At 40.6% G+C, this 19,332-nt stretch carries 8 protein-coding genes and 1 pseudogene; 4 read left to right on the top strand and 5 right to left on the bottom strand.

Annotation, left to right across the window (positions count from 1 at the left end; all coding sequences use genetic code 11):
* Window positions 1–321: 321 nt before the first annotated feature.
* Both dnaN and ACSQ6I_RS27295 read right to left on the bottom strand, forming a co-directional pair.
* Window positions 322–1,908: a DNA polymerase III subunit beta gene (dnaN, locus tag ACSQ6I_RS27290; protein ID WP_438893287.1), complete on the bottom strand. Its 1,587-nt coding sequence runs from the start codon at window positions 1,906–1,908 to the stop codon at window positions 322–324.
* Between the two features lie 283 nt (window positions 1,909–2,191).
* Window positions 2,192–3,565: an ATP-dependent DNA helicase gene (locus ACSQ6I_RS27295; RefSeq protein WP_438893288.1), complete on the bottom strand. Its 1,374-nt coding sequence runs from the start codon at window positions 3,563–3,565 to the stop codon at window positions 2,192–2,194.
* A 476-nt stretch (window positions 3,566–4,041) separates the two neighbouring features.
* Between ACSQ6I_RS27295 and ACSQ6I_RS27300 the strand changes: the two genes are divergently transcribed.
* The 3 genes from ACSQ6I_RS27300 (at window position 4,042) to ACSQ6I_RS27310 (ending at window position 6,620) form a co-directional block, all read left to right on the top strand.
* Window positions 4,042–4,704 (top strand): acetoacetate decarboxylase family protein, encoded by a 663-nt coding sequence (locus tag ACSQ6I_RS27300; protein WP_438893289.1) that lies wholly within the window; start codon window positions 4,042–4,044, stop codon window positions 4,702–4,704.
* Window positions 4,705–5,051: 347 nt separating this feature from the next.
* Complete coding sequence (locus ACSQ6I_RS27305; protein ID WP_438893290.1) at window positions 5,052–5,342, top strand: HNH endonuclease; 291 nt, start codon at window positions 5,052–5,054, stop codon at window positions 5,340–5,342.
* Window positions 5,343–5,750: 408 nt separating this feature from the next.
* Window positions 5,751–6,620 carry a tyrosine-type recombinase/integrase gene (locus tag ACSQ6I_RS27310; RefSeq protein ID WP_438893291.1) on the top strand — a complete coding sequence of 290 codons (870 nt, stop codon included), beginning with the start codon at window positions 5,751–5,753 and terminating at the stop codon, window positions 6,618–6,620.
* 517 nt (window positions 6,621–7,137) lie between these two features.
* Here the strand turns inward: ACSQ6I_RS27310 and ACSQ6I_RS27315 are convergent.
* The 3 genes and pseudogenes from ACSQ6I_RS27315 to ACSQ6I_RS27325 all read right to left on the bottom strand — a co-directional run.
* The gene (locus tag ACSQ6I_RS27315; protein WP_438893292.1) at window positions 7,138–7,539 is read right to left on the bottom strand and encodes an ABC transporter substrate-binding protein; all 402 of its coding nucleotides are present in this window, start codon (window positions 7,537–7,539) and stop codon (window positions 7,138–7,140) included.
* Between the two features lie 1,127 nt (window positions 7,540–8,666).
* A complete protein-coding gene (locus ACSQ6I_RS27320; RefSeq protein WP_438893293.1) occupies window positions 8,667–17,447 on the bottom strand; it encodes a DUF4347 domain-containing protein in 8,781 nt (2,926 codons plus the stop codon).
* A 301-nt stretch (window positions 17,448–17,748) separates the two neighbouring features.
* A pseudogene (locus tag ACSQ6I_RS27325) lies at window positions 17,749–17,919 on the bottom strand (IS1 family transposase); the annotation flags it as partial.
* Window positions 17,920–18,562: 643 nt separating this feature from the next.
* Between ACSQ6I_RS27325 and ACSQ6I_RS27330 the strand changes: the two are divergent.
* Entirely contained in the window at window positions 18,563–19,081 is a 519-nt protein-coding gene (locus tag ACSQ6I_RS27330) for a hypothetical protein (protein WP_438893294.1), read from the top strand.
* Window positions 19,082–19,332 lie beyond the last annotated feature (251 nt).

Genomic DNA, 19,332 nt, shown 5'->3' on the forward strand with positions numbered 1-19,332 from the left:
TTTAGGTGTGACACTTGCGTAAGTCCTGATTATATCTAAGAGGATGTTTGAAAAGTCTTTCAGCGCGTGTTTCACAACCCTGGCTACCGAGAATCCACTACGGGAGAATTGGGGTTTTGGGATTTGATCTCACCCCCCTGAGTCGCATTTGAGCCGACCCTTTTCAAACACCCTCTAAGTAATTTTTATCAAAAATTAGTATTTTGTGCGATCGCCTCTACCACTACTAAACGTTTGCGTGACTTAGAGGCAACCGCTATCATTATTTCTCTCTTTCAACCTCAGCTAATTTGCTAAATTTAAGCTACAAATTAACAGTGATTAACCATTTGGAGTATACAACGGTAGCAAGAAATGACGCATAGATATTTCCACCTCTGGATTTGGTCTATCTCCATAAGGAACTAACATAGCCGGATGATCCGATTGCTGTAAGTGCATTTTGATACTGGTACTAGGAATAGCTTTAGCAGCTTCTATTAAATACTTGAGATTAAACTGGATATTCAACATCATTTCTGTGGGTAAATTAGCAACAATCACCAGATCCCCTTTACCAAATTCCCGTTCAATAGATAACCGTAATTGCTGCAAACTGCCATCAAACTGCAAATAAATTCCTTGTGCTTTCTTATCCGTTAATACAGCTAACCGTTCCAGTGCTTTAACCAACGGTGCTTTTTCTACAATCACTTCTTTTTCAAAACTAAATCGAGCTAACAATTGTTCACAATCAGGATAAATTCCTTCCAGAACTGGACAGCTAAGAATGATATCTTGCCAAGCCAAACCCAAACGATTACTTTGGGCATCATACAGCATATTTATTGATTCTACATCATCACCTAAATTTCGTGCTATTTCTCTCACCACACGACCAGGCAGAGTAAATTTAATCATTTCTGATGATGTAACTTGTTGACGTGGTTTTCTACCGATTCCTTGAGTTGAAACTTCAGTAATAGCAACTCGATGTCCATCAGTACCTATCAACTTTAATTTCTCCTGTGTAAGTTGGACATGAACTCCAGTCACAATATATTTATTTTCATCAGTGCTAACTGCATAAAGCACGCTTTTTAACCCATCTTTGAAAACTATTGTTGGCAGAGAAACAGGAGTTGTATCAATGATATTAGTAGGTGGAAACTCTTCAGCACTAATACCTCTAATTTCATATTTACCATCGGCATCAGATATACCGAGAGAATATATTTTTGTTTCCTTATCCTCTTCTGTTTCTGTAAGCTGTGTAATTTGAGTTTTACTATTCAGAGAAATATTACCATGAGGACAATGCTTGACTATCTCAAATAACATTGCTACTGGTACAGTAATTTCACCACTTAATAACACCTGCGCTGCAAAACTTGCTTGAATTGTTAATGCTAAATCTGTGACAGTTAGATGTATTTGTTGTGTTTCAACATCTGCAATAATCAGGACATTGGCAAGAATAGGATGACTAGGTTTAGCTGGGGTAGCGCAATGAACTAAAAAAAGTGCATTGTAAAATTTAGTTTGTTCACAGATCACTTCCATCCCTGATTCTATAATTGGTCGAGGAGTTGATTCTTTTTTGGGTGATTTTTTCTTAGTTCGCTGCTTTTGAATTGTTTCATCTGAAGTTTCAGAGTTGATATTATTCTTCTGCTGTTGAGTTGTTTTATCTGAAGTATCAGGATTAATAGAGGTAGTTTTTTTCTTTTTCCGCACAGATATTTTTGTGCTATTTGTTGATACTCCATCTTCTATTTCAGTAGTAGCAGCATTTTTGGGTTTGGTCTTTTCTATTTGAGAAGTAACAGCATTTGTTTGTTTTGCCTTTTCTGTTTGAGGAGTAGCAGCATTGAGTTGTTTTGTCTGCTTTGCAGTCTTCACATTTTGTTTTGGTGTTGTTTGAGTCATGATCTTTTATTTCTGATTGCATCATTACTATAAGACTGCGGTAGCAGACAGTTAGGAACTTACAAATAAAAAATATTCCCTTACTTTCATAGATAGCTATTTATGGAGGGATAAACAATGGTTTAAATTTGAAAAATTGGATAATAATTTATTTGTTTAAATTCACTAATACAAAATTAATATGAAGTTGCATAGAATAAGATTTTAAAAACAATTGACAGAATATACCCTTTAAATTAATGAATTCCTCATTCTATGCAGCTTCAGATAAAATGGTATCAGATTACCGAATTACCAAAATACGCTGTCTAGCTCGTGAACTAGCAACATAATACAAGCGATTAAACTCCCTAATTTTAGCTAGAATTGATTTATTATCATCTCCCCGTTCTGGATTCAATCGCTTACTCAAATCTTGTCCATCAATACCTGCTTCTAAGAAAGTGCTACCTTGACTATTATGCACAGTTAATGCAAAGCAATTTCTGATATTGGCAAACTGCTCTAAATGTTTATAGTATTGCTTCCACAGAAAAGGATTTCGCTTGGCACTTCTGAGCAACCGTTGAGTTTCTTGTTTAAATCGTTTCTCTTCATCTTCATGTAGAACGTAAATTTGACGCACAATTCCTTCATCTGTTTCTACTTTCAATTTCCAAGCATCATAATTGTTATAACGTTCTGCCAACACATCTACAACATTAAATTCTGTAGATGTAGAAAGAATGGCAGTTTTCCCATCAGGAGCTATCACCGGATCTCTAGTAATTAATCGTTCTCCAGGAATAAATCTGCTGGCATTCTTACCATACAAATATGTCCGAATCTGTTGATTATAAAAGTCAACTTGGGCATTAGTCCATGATAAAATACGGAAACAATCTGGATTATGCACAAACTCTTTAGACATCTTTTTGCACGCATACCGCAGTAAAGTTTGACGTTTTACCATGAGCGAACCGTTACTTTTATCAGGTAAATATTTAGCAAAGGGATTAAATGGTAGTTTACTTTGAGTAACTGCATAGCGAGCAGCAGTAACAAACTCTAATAAAGGACTATCAATTCCTTGGCGGACAACTTGAGTTAATACTGCTTTATTTGCTACTTGAAAACTGAGAGATTTTCTTTCATTAACTGGATTTAATTGGGCAGGGTCGCCCATCAGGATAATTTTGATTTTTGTCCAGGTGGATGATTGATTAGCAACATTTTCAATCCAGTGCCACAGTTGTTTACCAATCATGGAACATTCATCAATAAAAACAACATCAAATAGATTGATGTAAGATGCTCCTGTCTGCTCAAGTACTTTCTTTTTACCTCTAGTCACCATTCCTAGTCCTAGCAATTGGTGAATAGTAAAGAACTCTACGCCAGTTACACCGTTTTCTGCTGCCATTCGCCGCAGTACACCTACAGCTTTATTCGTAGGTGCAGTTAAGACAACTCGTTTACCTATAGCCACGAGAACTTTAACGAGTTGGAAAACTATTGTTGATTTACCGGTGCCGGCATATCCTACTAGTAGAAATAAAGCAGCACTGACAGTTGGTTGGACAAAAGTCCACATTTTATCCAAAGCTTTTTGCTGCTGTTGAGTAAATTGAAATGGAAAAGAATTTGTGGTCAGTAAAGTAGGAAGAGTTTGGAGCATAGTCGCTTCGTTAATTCCATTAATTGATCCACTCAATGCAGCGTTAGCTGTTTGGTTTATTACAAAATAACACTCTTTTTAGTATCAAATATTTATTAGGGCTATAAGAGCGGTAAGCGTTCACAATTCAAAAGTATTACCTCTTGATAAATCAAGAAGATTGAAAAGGGAATAAGTTTTTTTGTTTTTACCTTTAAAAGGGGAGACTTTTGACCCATTTCTTTTGGTAAGTTTTTCGTAAGTATTCAGCTATCAGTAAATGGCTACGCTAACAGCTATTATCGAGAGAGAGACTGAGTTAATAACAAGTATGCAGAGTTTTGTCAAATTACACCAGTGTTAATGAGAGAAATTTACAGCCTATTATTGATGGTTTTCTTCTTTCTTTCTGAAACGATTGGGGGAGTGATACCTGGGAAATAGAGATGAAGTGGCATCAGACATTAAAATAAAAGACGTAAGCATTTTCCAGAAAGATGACATATCCAACTGCTCCTTGGAAACTTGAAGGCTATGCGATTCAAACCTTGCACTTAGTTGATATCAAGCAAGCTGTTCCTTTTGTTCCCTCCGAATTAGAAATTGTTTCCCTTTTACCCGGTAAAACTCTGGCGGGAACTTATGTATCTTCCTATGAAGCTGGTTCTTTATTGGAATACAATGAATTAATTGTATTTCCAGCTTTTGTACGCTATCAAGGATATATTGGTGTTTGGATTTCCCATATTTATGTAGATAATGAAGATTCCGTAGCTGGAGGTAGAGAAATTTGGGGATTACCCAAAGAAATAGCTGAATTTAGTGGGGATAATCACGGTAAGGTTAGTGTCAAACAAAATCAAAGAGAGTTATACCAACTGTCTTATAAAAAAGACTTGTTGAGCTTATCTACATGGTGGCAACAAGAATTTAAAGGTAATGCTTTTGGCGGTTTAGGTTCTGAGTTGCTATATTTTCAAAATAATTTTAAGTCTCAAATTAGCTTATTAAAAGCTAATTTAGAAATTCCCCAACACAGCCCTTTTGCTTCTTTACATTTAGGTCAGCCTTGGTTAACTGTAAAATTACAAAAGTTAGAATTATTGGCTGGTGTACCCAAATTACTTGGTAATGAAGTCATTAATTTGAGTTATAATTGATTGTTAATTCTGTTGCTTCAACTTTGCTTGAAACCGAGTGATATCATGTCCGACTGAACACTTATGCTCAAAAATTTTTCTGGTCAACACCTGTGGAATTTGGCAAAATTCTGATTTTATTACCAATCCGTCTACCTACTGGTGAAATCTGATTCAAGCTGTTAGCGTAGCTGGGCGTAGCCATTTACTGATTACTGTAAAGCCCTGGGGGCATAGCTGCGCTGCCGTATGACTCCTACGTCATCACGCAAGCTATAGGCATTAGCTGAATACTTACCAAAGTATTACAGTAAAAATGCTATAGTTTATTGATAGTAAAATGCAGATATTAAGATTCGACAGTGATCATGGGATATCCAAAACACTGGAAAGAATTAGCTAAATCTATCAAAGAAAAAGCAGATTGGTGTTGTCAAAAATGTGGGCGTGTTTGTTTGCGTCCGGGTGAAAAACCTCCTGACAACATTAAACCCCGTGCCTATAACCTCCAAGTCCACCATTTCAATATGAACCCTACGGATAACAGGCTTGAAAACCTTATACCCGTCTGTACTGGGTGTCACCTTAGTTACCATAGAGGTGGTAAGGGTAATGTTTCTGTGGGGCAGTTGACGTTGTTTGATATTTCCCAATTTTAGCGATGATAGAATCGTGTGACGTTTGCTAACCCCTGACTGCTCTTGCTGACTCTGATCATCTGTGGAAGGGTAAAATTACAATTACGTAAATATTGTCAAAATTAAATGTGCTGTATCAAGATTAATAAGATTATATATATTTTATATGATGCTATATAGCGTTATATGACAATCTTATATGATACAGAGCTAGGCTGTTAGAATTAGAACAGTTTAATCAAGAATTTACTCTATAGCTACATATATTTTTCTGCTTAGTAAAATATATACATAATTAGATATTTATAATATTTGTCAATACTAGACAAGACGCTAGAAAAAAGATTATGCTGAAAAATCACCAGTTTGACATAACGCCAATTATGTCAAACTGGAAATCAACTAAAATAGTATAAAAGTACTAACAAGATGAACGCTTTAACAATTGCACAACCAAATGAAATTAACCAATACGCAAATAAATCTATTGATATATTGCTTAATATGTGGCTACATAGCAAAACTAAGTCTACTCAAGACAGTTACAAGCGTACTGCTATCAAGTTTTTAACTTTTGTAAATAAACCACTTGTTAATGTAGGTTTAGATGATTTACAGCAGTGGGTAGATAGCTTACCATCTGCCAACGATAACACTAGAAAAACTTATATTAATATAGTTAAGTCACTGCTTACCTTTACTCATCAGTTAGGAATTACACAGTATAACGTTGGTAAGGTGGTGAAGACTCCCAAACCTAAAGACGCTTTAACAGAACGGATACTAACTGAACAGGAGATAACTATACTGATACACAGTGAGAACAATACCAGGAATAAGCTAATTTTAAAAATGCTTTACTACTGCGGGTTACGTGCTACTGAGTTAAGCGGGTTAACTTGGGGTGATTTGTCAGAACGGGGTGATGGAAATGGTCAGGCCACTATATATGGTAAGGGTAGTAAAACCCGTGTAGTGATTATTCCCAGTAACTTGTATAAGGAATTGAAACAGTTAAGGGGTGATGCTGGTAAAGCCGAGCCGGTGTTTAGAAGTAGACAAGGTAAGGGGTTTTTAACCCGTGCTATGATTTGGGAGATTGTTAAAAAAGCTTCACTGAGAATAGGTTTACCCGCACCTAGTCCCCACTGGTTACGTCATGGACACGCAAGCCATAGTCTTGATAGGGGCGCACCTATTCATTTAGTTAGTCAAAGTTTAGGTCATGCTTCAGTTGCTACTACCAGTAGATATTTACACGCTAAACCATCGGACTGTAGTAGTTTGTATTTGGGGTAATCTTTGCGGGGTAAGATGATCTGAAAACCTTACCCCTATTAATAGCGACCGCTATATTTACCCCAAGAAGGCATTGGCAATCGCCAATCACATCTACCATTTAAATCTCGTTATTGATCACAGCAAGCTTAAACATCAACCAGTAAACTCAATAAATTGAGTGACTTTAGCACCAGTTGGCACATAAATTCCCCAAATTCTGCACCAAACAAGATAACGAACCTGCCAACCAACACTAAAATAGTGTAATCAGATTGTGCTGAGATTGTGCTGAAATTGCACCGCATTTGTGCAGAACTGCACCAAATTACCGCCTTTAGGGTAACTCGACTTAGTGGGTAAAAATAAAAGTGTACTTATTACGCTTTTATTTTCCGGGGCAGTAAATCGCATTAATTACAGACATTCGGTAGCACAAAAATTGTGTTTATTTGTTCTAAACTGCACCCCCCGGCTGAACCCCTTTCAGACAATATATTAAAAAATTTAAGTTTTAAACTTTCTTCACTTCTCTTTACTATTGGTTGTTGCAACTTTTTCCAGAATTGTTTTCTGCTGTTGAATCTAAGATAAAGTCATAGCCAGTATCATTATCCTCAACAACTTTGATGATAAAAGCTTGCTGTTGCCGTCGTTCACCTGATTGAAAACTAATTTCACCAGTGGCTCCACATATTGGTATGTTTTTGTGTAGTTCTTTTCCTAATTCTTTACGATTTGTATTTCGCTTCAGTCCTTCGATAATAATTTTGGTAGCATCATAAGCCATAGCACTTCGCCAATTGACTTTTCTCTTCCACATCTGTTCTGCTTTCAGGGGAAAAGGATTATTTGCAAAAGCATCTGGATGCCAAGGAGTAACTAGCACCATGTTTTTAAGAGCTTCCTTTGCTTGTGATAGTATTTCATCTGTGTACATGTAAGAGCCTGCAATTATAAATGCCCAAACCTGCAATCAAGACATTTTCAAACCAGGATTATTTGCAACTATAATTTCATTTGAGCCAGGATTAACTGCAACTGAGCCAGGATTATTTGCAACCAACCTGCAATCATCCGTTTCGACCAGGATTATTTGCAAATAAGCTAAACACTGCACTAGGACTGAGTTTTCAGTGTTGACAAGAGTAGGTCTTGAAACTCATTACAGAATTTAATAAATAAACTTTGAATTCTTTACCGAGTTTTTTTACTCGAAAACCAACGGTTTAAGGTTCTCTAAGCTTTACCAGTGAAGGAGTTAAGAAAACATTCGTTTCTTTTACTTTTATAGTTGCAGATAATTCTGGCTCAAACCGATGATTGCAGGTTGGTTGCAAATAATCCTGGTTCAGTTGCAGTTAATCCTGGCTCAAATGAAATTATAGTTGCAAATAATCCTGGTTTGAAAATCCCTTGATTGCAGGTTTGAGCGATTAGTATTGCAGGTTGCTAGTGTGATTCGTTCTGTCGAAACGAATAGAAATATTCGGGGATGACAGGCAAGGGAAATATTTGGGAGAAATTCCGACAGAACCTTGACAACTCAATTTTTCGTGATGGTGCAATTCCATCCCTCCAAGTGCAGGAGTGACAGCAAGTGAAAGACAAGCTTGTCTTGCTCAAGGGCTAAATCCTCTTTTCGCCATGTTACCCCAAGTTCTTTTACTACTGAGATGACTCTAAAACCTTTTGCTTATAGGCATCCTGCTTATTTGCAATTAATGTGAGCCGAACTGGATGATTGCAAGCTGGTTGCAATTATTTTGAGTCTGTTTGCAATTAATGTGAGCCGAACTGCAATCTTATTTGCAATTAATGTGAGCCACAAATTGTCTTGTTTGCAAGCCGGAGCGTTTATGTTTGCGAGCCGCAACATATATTTAGGATTTGCATGGCTTCTTTTGACTCTTTCATGGCTTTTCCCTTCTCTATTTGACGCTTGTTATTTTAACAAAAAAAGCCTGAAATCTTTACTAGGTAATCTTTTCAGGCTTTTATTTCTCTAAATTTTTAATTCCTAAATTTGCTTTAGTATCTGCGGAATGTGGGTAATAAGCAACAAGCTTAACCAAATAAGAAGGTAGCCGTATTAGAAGGAGCTAAAACTGTTCCATTTAATCCTGTGACACCAAGAATGGTTTCCAGTAGAGTTCCTGTTCCGAAGTTTGGATTACCTTGAATGCCATCGCTAAGTCGCAATTCGGTATTGGAACCTGATACTTTGACATCAATAAAGCCAATTCCTGTGAAGGCAAGTTGATCATTTTGTTTGTTGAAGTACCTAATAGTATCTGTGCCATCTCCAAAAGTATAGAGAACAAGATCATCATCAAAGCCATTGATTAAGTTAATGGAATCGTTTCCCCTACCACCTGTCAGGGTGTTTGAACCTGAACCTCCATAAAGGACATCGTTACCATCACCACCTATCAGGATATCGTTACCACCATTACCACGCAGGTCATCGTTACCATTACCACCTATCAGGAAGTTATTATTATCGTTGCCACTGATTCTGTTATCGAATTCGTTACCTGTGCCGTTGATAGCCGTGCCTTGTAATGTCAGGTTTTCGAGGTAGGTTCCAACCAGACTATAGTCAATACTGCTGGAAACACTGTCGGTTCCTTGTCCTGATAATTCGGTGATGGTGTCACCTGCATTGTCAATGGAGTAGCGATCGTCGCCTGTACCACCTGTCAGGGAGTCTGCACCTGCCCCTCCATTGAGAACATCGTTGCCTGCACCACCCGTTAGGATATCATTCCCTTCATCACCATTCAGGATATCGTCACCATCACCACCCATTAGGATATCATTCCCTGCACGACCAAGGAGGAGATCCTTACCATCACCACCAATCAGGAAGTTATTACTAGCATTGGCAAAGATGTTGTTATCAAATGCGTTACCTGTGCCGTTGATAGCCGTGCCTTGCAATGTCAGGTTTTCGAGGTAGGTTCCAACCAGACTATAGTCAATACTGCTGGAAACACTGTCGGTTCCTTGTCCTGATAATTCGGTGATGGTGTCACCTGTATTGTCAATGAAGTAGAGATCGTCGCCTGTACCACCTATCATGGAGTCTGCACCTGTCCCTCCATTGAGGACATCCTCCCCTGTACCACCATCGAGGACATCATTCCCTGCACCACCATTGAGGACATCCTTACCTGCATAACCAATCAGGATGTTATTACTAGCGTTGCCAGTGATACCGTTATTAGCTCCGTTACCTGTGCCGTTGATCGCCGTGCCTTGCAATGTCAGGTTTTCTAGGTAGGCTACAACCAGACTAAAGTCAACGGTGCTGAAAACAGTGTCGTTTCCTTGATCCTGTAATTCGGTAATGGTGTCACCTGCATTGTCAATGTAGTAGATATCGTTTCCTCTACCACCTATCAGGGAGTCTACACCTGTCTCTCCATTGAGAATATCGTTGCCATCACCACCAATCAGGAAGTTGTTACTAGCGTTGCCAATGATTCTGTTATCAAATGCGTTACCTGTGCCATTGATAGCCGTGCCTTGCAATGTCAGGTTTTCCAGGTAGGTTCCAACCAGACTATAGTTAAGGGTGCTGAAAACAGTGTCGGTTCCTTCTCCTGACAATTCGGTGATGAAGTCACCTGCATTGTCAATGTAGTAGACATCGTTGCCTGTACCACCTGTCAGAGAGTCTGCACCTGTCTCTCCATTGAGTGCATCATTACCTCCACCACCCGTTAGGGTATCATTCCCACCACCACCATTGAGGACATCGTTACCATCGCCACCATTGATGGTATCGTCATAAACTCCACCCGTCAGGTTATTGGCTACATTACTACCTGCGATCGTTCCTCTTCCCTTGAAACCTGTAATATTAATGTTCTCAAAGTTGCGTAGGGTAACGCCACTGACTCCTGTAAGGCTAATGAGTTGGTTGGTGAGACTGAGGTCTAAGTTGACAACATCGGTAAGATTCCCTTGGCTAAGAGTGAAGGTATCAATACCAGTATTGCCATCAAAGCTTTCTCCAGATTGCAGGTTGACAACCGTTGCGGTGATTTTGTCGTTGCCGCCATCTCCGTCAATGATATCAAGTTCGTTGGTAGCTGTGAAGGTTTCATTGGCTATAGTGCCAGTGATGGTATTGGTAGGAAGGTTGTTGATCGTAATGGTGAAGGGTGATTCGGTGAATAGTCCTCCTGTATCGGTACTACGAACACGGACAAGGTAGGACGCTTTGCTCTCAAAGTTTGGCGAAATCTTCAGCCGCAGCTGATTGTTAACTATGGTGAAGCTACTGTTGTTTGTACTGCCTGCTCCAGTCACGAGGCTATAGGTAAAGGTCTCGTTGCTATCAGGGTCGGAGCTACTGAATGTGCCAACAGTGCTATTGATGGCAACATTTTCGTTAATGCTGGTGGCACTTAGGCTCAAGGCGGTGGGCGCTTCGTTAACGTTGGTGGCGTTCAGGGTGAAGTTGGTTGTCGCATCAGGTGTAGAACCTACTGTAATGTCATCGACATTGATGGTGACGCTGTAACTGGTTTTGGCTTCGTAGTTGAGAACTGTATTGGCTTTGATGTACAAACCTGTTACATCAACTTCAAAGAAACTAGCATCAGTTCCACTCAAGCTGAGGTTATTGATTCCCAATGCGTCATCGGTAATGGTGACATCGGCGACTTTGATCCTCGTAGCGGTGCTGGTGTTTTCAGCGATCACTGTCAACTGATTCGTTAAACTAACAGCAGTTGGGGCTTCGTTGACATCAGTTACAGTCAGGGTGAAGTTGGTTGTTGCGTCAGGGTTACTGCCAACGGTGGTGTCATCGACATTGACGGTGACGCTGTAACTGGTTTTGGCTTCAAAGTTTAGGGCTGTATTCGCTTTGAGATATAAGCCTGTGCTGTCAACTTCAAAGAAGCTTGCATCGGTTCCACTGACGCTGAGGCTGTTGGTTCCTAATGCGTCATCGGTAATGGCAATATCGGCGACTTTGATGCGAGTGGTGGTGCTGGTGTTTTCAGCGATCGCTGTCACCTGATTATTCAAATTAACAGCAGTAGGCGCTTCGTTGACATCGGTGATGTTTAGGGTGAAGTTGGTTGTCGCATCAGGTGTAGAACCTAATGTGTTGTCATCAACATTAACGGTGACGTTGTAGCTGGGTTTGGCTTCGTAGTTGATCGCTGTTCCTGCTTTCAGGTATAGCCCCATTGCATCAACTTCAAAGAAGCTGGCATCGGTTCCGCTAACGCTCAGGTTGTTAGTTCCCAATGCGTCATCGGCGATCGCAATATCGGCTACCTTGATGCGAGTTGCAGTGCTGGTGTTTTGTGCGATCGCTATTACCTGATTATTTAAATTAACAGCAGTAGGTGCTTCGTTAACATCGGTGATGTTTAGGGTGAAGTTGGCTGTCGCATCAGGTGTAGATCCTACGGTGCTGTCATCGACATTAACGGTCACGCTATAGCTGGTTTTGGCTTCAAAATTGAGAGCCGTGTTGGCGTTGAGATAAAGAGCGTTTCCATCTACTTCAAAGAAACTAGCATCGGTTCCGCTTAAGCTCAGGTTGTTGGTTCCCAATGCGTCATCGGTGATGGCGATATCAGCGACTTTGATCCTCGTCACGGTGCTGGTGTTTTCAGCGATCGCTGTTACCTGATTATTTAAACTAACGGCGGTGGGGGCTTCGTTGACATCATTGATGTTGATTGTCAGTGCTTTGTCGTAGCTCAGTCCACCTCCATCGGTTGTCCTGACTAAAATGCTATAGCTTGATTTGGCTTCAAAGTTGGGAGAGGCGTTGATCAGTAGCTGATTGCCACTGATTGTGAAGGCGCTGTTATCATTTGTGCCATTGACAAAGCTATAGATAAAAGTATTACCTGCATCGGGATCGGTGGTGCTAAATGTGCCAATCAGGCTATTTGTGGCAACATTCTCATTGATGCTATTGGCACTGATGCTCAAGTTTGTGGGCGTATTATTAGCGGTAGCATACAGTTGTACATCGTTACCTGAGCCGCCTTGGTAGGTAATGAAGATGTTGTAGCCGCCAACTACTCCGACTTGCGCTCCTTCTGCCAGTCCTGTAAATGTGCCAGTGACTGCATCGGTTCCATCGTTGTTGATTAGGGTAAAGAAGCTGTTTGTTGTAGGAGCGGTATAGCCTGTCAAATCAAGGTTTAGGGTTGAGCCAACTAGGTCTACTGCACCTGTAAGGTTAACTGTGTCAAAGCGACTGAGTCCACTGTTGTAGTCAACTTTGATGGTGTCGTTGAGGTATAGATTACCTGCGGTGACGTTGACGGTTGCGCCGAGGGTGGTTGCGCCAACGGGAACATCGTTGTCTTGGTTGATAAATATGTTGCCTGCGGTGGTGATGCTGGCGGTGTTGGCTAAGTTGATGGTGCTTGACAGTAGATTAATATTCCCTGTGGTGCTAGATATCGCTCCACCATTAATCAGGTTAATACCAAATCCTGTGCCGCTTCCTGTGCCTGTGAGAGAAATCGCGCCACTATTGCTTTGAATTGCACCACCGGCTCTGATACCATCGCCTGATGTGCCTCCACCAGTACCTGTAACCGCGATCGCGCCACTTACCGAACGAACCAGACCGAAAGTATCAACGAAAACGCCATGATTATTTGTCCCTGTGGCAGTAGTAGAGGCTTGACCTGTGACAGTAATGGCGGCTGTACCTGTTGAGCCGATCCCTGAGAAATTGGAAACGATAACACCATAGTTAAAATTCGTGCCAGAACCACCAGTACCTGTAACCGCGATCGCGCCATTTACCGAGCTAATGCCGCACTCTTCTTCAAAAATAACGCCATGATTATTTGTCCCTGTGGCAGTGTTAGAGCCTTGACCTGTGACAGTAATAGTGGCCGTTCCTGTTGAGGAAATAATACCGTAATTGTTTAAATAAACACCATAGTTAAAATTCGTGCCAGAACCACCAGTACCAGTAACCGCGATCGCTCCATTTACTGAGCTAACCCTACCCCAAAAGCCTTGAACTATAACCCCATAATTACCACTCCCTATGGCAGTACCACTACCCTTACCACTCAAGGTAATCGTGCCGTCAGTAGTAGAGGTAACACTAGTGTTATTAACGTTAATACCTATCGAGTTAGTCGTAGTCAGTCCACCCTGAGCAAGGAGATTAATATTCCCTGCGACGGCTAATGAGCTATTAACATCAATACTAATACCACTAGTAACATTTAGTGAATCATTGAATGTTGGCGCATTGATGTTTACCGCGCCACTGTTGACATCACCAATGTTAATGGCAGCAAACCCATCTTTAAAGCTGCTAATTTCGGCGGCGGTGAGGCTTAATGTGCCTGCGCCAGTCCCTAGCCCAATCGTAGTTCCATTCGTTTTTTGCAGAATAGTCAGGCTTCCATTACTGGAGATGGTATTATTTCCTCCTGCCAAATTCATGCTATCGGCTTTAAGGGTAATATTGCCTGAAGTGCTAGTAACTGCTGTACCACCGAGCAAGTTAATACCGACACCTGTGGTAGTTCCTGTGCCTGTGAGAGCGATCGCTCCAATATTGCTTTGAATCTTTGATCCTGCGCCTTCTAGTTTGATGCCATCAGCGAATGTGCCACCACCTGTGCCTATAACATCAATATTCCCTGTTGCTGTTGTTGTAATAGCAGCACCATTCAGGAGATAAATACCTCTGTTGTCACCATTCGTCCTCGTACCGCCAGTCCCCGTAACTGAGATATTGCCATTGGCTGAAGAGATTAGAGTATTAGAGTCTCGGAGTTCGATACCAGCACCAATGCCGTCATTCCCATTGCCTGAACTTACTCCAGTGGCATTTATGGTGATATTGCCATCTGCTGAAGTGATCTTACCGCTAGTTTCTAGTAATAGCCCTCGATTGCCAACGTTGCCTACGCTCGGATTTCCTCCTCCTGTGGCAGTAACGGTAATTGTGCCAGTGCCTTGGGTTTTGATAGAACCATAATTGTCAACCCTTACGCCAATGTTATCCGACCCTGTTCCTCCACCAGTTCCTGTTACAGCAATATCGCCGCTCTGGGAGCTAATGGTGGCGGTACTTCCTGTTACAAAAACACCATGATTAGAATTACCTGAGCCAGCACCACCAGTACCTATAACAGCGATCGCGCCAGTTACCGAGCTAATTGTGCTGTTAGTGCCTTGAACTATAACCCCATAATTATTATTCCCTGTACTAGTACCACTACCCTTACCATTCAAGGTAATCATGCCGTCAGCAGAGGTAATACTAGCGCCATTAACGTCAATACCTCTGGAGTTAACCGTAGTCAATCCACCCTGAGCAAGGAGGTTAATATTCCCACTGGCGGTAAGGCTAGAGCTATTGTTGAAAAGAATGTTAGTTTTACTATCGAGCGATGCCCCTGCACCTGTGACGGCTAGTGTGTTAATAACATTAATATCACTGCCACTAGCAACGTTTAACGCATCAGTGAATGTAACGTTATTGATGCTTACCGCGCCACTGTTGACATCACCAATATTAATGGAAGTAAACCCATCTTTAAAGCTGAGAATTTCGGCGGCGGTGAGGCCTAATTGGCCTTGGCTAACTATGAAATAACCTAGCGCAATCGTAGTTCCATTCGTTTTTTGCAGAATAGTCAGGCTTCCATTACTGGATATTGTATTGTTTCCTCCTACCAAATTCATCGTATCGGCTTTGAGGGTAATATTCCCAATGGCGGTAAGGCTGGAGCCAGTGTCGAGTGAAATGTAGGTGTCATTACTAACGGTAATACCATCGCCACTAATAACTTTTAATGGATCGGTGAATGTAACGTTATTGATGTCTACCGTGCCACTGTTGGTATCACCAATGTTAATGGCAGCAAACCCATCTTTAAAGCTAAGAATTTGGGAGGCGGTGAGGTTTAATGTGCCTGTGCCAGAACCTAGCCCAATCGTAGTTCCATCCGTTTTTTGCAGAATAGTCAGGCTTCCATTACTGGAAATGGTATTGTCTCCTGCTGCCAAATTCATCCTATCGGCTTTAAGGGTAATATTGCCTGTGGTGCTAGTAATTGCTGTACCATCGAGCAAGTTAATACCGAATCCTGTGGTAGTTCCTGTGCCTGTGAGAGCGATCGCTCCAATATTGCTTTCAATCTTTGATCCTGCGCCTTCTAGTTTGATGCCATCAGCTGATGTGCCACCACCTGTGCCTATAACTTCAATATCCCCTATTGCTGTTGTTGTAATAGCACCATTCAGGAGATAAACACCTATGTTGTCACCATTCGTCCTAGAACCGCCAGTCCCCGTAACTGAGATATTTCCATTGGCTGAAGAGATTAGAGCATTGCTTCGGATATCGATACCTGCACCAATGCCGTCGTTCCCATTGCCTGAACTTACTCCAGTGGCATTTATGGTGATATTGCCATCTGCTGAAGTGATCTTACCGTTAGTTTCTAGTAATAGCCCTCGATTACCAACGTTGCCTACGCTCGGATTTCCTCCTCCTGTGGCAGTAACGGTAATTGTGCCAGTGCCTTGGGTCTTGATAGAACCATAATTGTCAACCCTTACGCCAATGTTATCCGACCCTGTTCCTCCACCAGTTCCTGTTACAGCAATATCGCCGCTCTGGGAGCTAATGGTGGCGGTACTTCCTGTTACAAAAACACCATGATTAGAATTATTTGGACCAGCACCACCAATACCTGTAACAGCGATCGCGCCAGTTACCGAGCTAACCGTACTGTTAGTACCATGAACTATAATCCCATAATTGTTAGATCCTGTATTAGTACCACTACCCTTACCATTCAAGGTAATCATGCCGTCAGTGGAGGTAATGCTAGCGCCATCAACGTCAATACCTCTAGAGTCAACCGAAGCCGATAGACCAAGAGCAGTGAGGTCAATATTCCCAGTGGCATCTCCTGTAGTCGTAGTTAAACTAGAGCCACTATTGAAGAAAATGCTCTGCCCCACCGTCCAATTGACATCACCGCGATCGGGCGTATCAAAAATACTTAGCGCCGCACTATTATTCACATTAATAGTCTGCACATTGGAAATCGTGAAGTCATTAGTGTTGAGACTGCCATTGAGGTTGACTACATCACCATTGGTATAGCCACTGCCATTGAGGATCAAATCTTCACTAATAAAGCCACTACCAACACCATCGACATTAAAGGTAGCTCCACCTAAACCATTCTCAACCTGTAAACCATTGCCAGTATTGGTATAGGTCGTCGTCGTACCATTAGAATCAGAAGTAACATCAGTGTTTACTCCATTTGCCGTAATGGTAATAGTTTCCGGTTGTACTGTACCGAAAACACCCGCATAACTCACTAAAACATCATTTTCAATCATCAAAGGCGTAGTGACTGCCCCAGTTTGCACTGCTAAACTCCAAGTACCACCCAAATCTCTATTCCCGACCTTAGTAGTCGCCGCCGCCACTCTCGCCCCTGTTACCACAGCCAACTGCTTAACAAAATCTTGACCCGTTGCACCTGACGCAACCTCACAGGCATAGAGGGAAATTTCATCAACTTGCCATGACTGCAAAGCCGTTGCATAGTTGAGCAAATTACTCAAATTGAGGCGAATATTACCTAGCCGTAACTCTCCTTCAGATCCATGAGCAACAATCTGCAATGCACTAAAAACACCAGATTGCAGCACTTCAGCAATTTGAGCAATACCATTGCGATGTTGATCCAACAGGATCACATCAGCATCAGACAAAATGCCCTTAATCAAAAACTCGTAATTATCCACATCCGCATCAATAACCACGAGGGTGCGGCGGGTGCATCTGATATTTGTCATATTTTACCTTGGTGTTAAAGTGTCAGTAACTGAAGTAGTCGTATTCAATCTAACCGAAGTAATTACTCCTGATTTGCCCATTTTTGTGAGAGTTAGAAGAATTCTACTCAGGAGTAAAAAATTGAACACTAAACTGATTATAACTGGACTTTAAACTAAAAAGCTAGAGAAAGACACTCAGTAGTAACACTGACTGGCGTAAAGTCAATGAAAGTAATCAATGAATTATTGATATGATGATGGTATTGAGTTAGGTCGAGGGGGAGTAGTTGGGGCGTTGCATAAATGAGGGATGAATTAATTAAATATTAGGTATTTCTCTATACCTTAAATAGCGGAGTAACAATCTAACCGAGTATCTAAGCATATCTACTGATTTATAATAACATAATATTTTTCTATGTAGACGTGCGAGATAATGACGTAAACGTGTATTTTCTCCTTCTACTCTGGTCATATATGTTTTGCGGATTTCGTTGACTCCACGGTCGAAAGGTTGTGTTTCCGTGATGATTTCCACAACAGAGGGCGGCTTCTTTCTTCAACTTATCATTCCCCACACGACAGAATCAGGGTTTTGGGATTTTTGATAAGTTATGGTTATAATAGTAAGTTTGTTTTACTTCTCTACTTATTTCCATACCCCAGTCTATACAAAAGCTATACAGATTTAAAGATGTTGCAGCACCATGTAATAAGTCTAATTTAAATAATCTCTTTCAGCTTTTGATACTTAATTAAAGCTTTAGATTTTTTAAGTATTTACCCCATTCAAGAAACTCAGTTAGTCAGGCAAAACTATAAATATATTTACTTTTATATAAACCAGTAAGGGGCAACCTACATCAGATTGCCCCTTATATTTTTATTTTGCACCCAACCAATTCTGCTGTTCTAATCTCTGCCAAGCTTTGCGTATATTGGCTTATATTGGCTGGCTTAAAAATTGTGCGTTTGCGCTCCAGCCGTGGACTAACTCTATAGGCTGCTCAGTTTTTACTTAGCTTTCTTAACATTCAACACTTCTGGTGATAAATCAGTGTAGACATCATTTTAAAGCTAAATATGCTATAATTTATTAGTAAATCAAGTTCTTGAAAAGGCGATTGTAAACTATGCCTATCATCCAAGATCCTCACCAGTTAAATGTTAAGTATATCAAATTAGTAAGCCAGATTGAAGATAGAGAAATGGGTGAATGGTCTTATGATTGTGATAAGCCAGAAGAATTTGATTTAGCATGGCCAAGTAACCCGATTAATAAATCAGAAAATTATCGTGTAAGTCCTGCTAAACTAAAAGGAACTAATGCCAAAAAAGCAGTTAAAGGAGAGAGGATTTTATTATGTCAAAACAATGCTTTATATGGACATCGGGCAACTCATGTAGTTGAAATAATAGATAATCCTGGTGATACTTGGTTTGAGTATGGAATGTGGTTTAGGAAGGTAAAAGTTATTTGGATACCAAAAACGCCTTGGAAAGATAATGCACCAGAGAGTAAAAAGGTAACAGGATATCGTTTTAAGGATGGGAATATTATCTCTGTTGATTGTGAAACGGTTGCTTTAAATTTGAGTTATTTACAACCACCTTTTTTACATCTGGAGGTAATTGGTATTGAGCCGAGATAGAAGTAAAAACCTGCAAGATGGTCTGGAAACCGTTGCTATATATACGTTATAGCCTTTTTGATATCGAACTAGAACTTCTGCATAAATGCAGTGGCATTTTGACCTCCTAATTGCTTTTCACCTACCCAAGAGAATTATAAAAACTGTAAACAAAGTTAATAAATACTTCGGTTTCTGTAGCGATATATACTCAAGAAAAGCACTCTCCTGTCAATTTTGCTTGAAAATTGCTGAAACCTATACAGGACAGA

Source organism: Anabaena sp. WFMT (assembly GCF_051781005.1).
Classification (GTDB): domain Bacteria; phylum Cyanobacteriota; class Cyanobacteriia; order Cyanobacteriales; family Nostocaceae; genus Anabaena.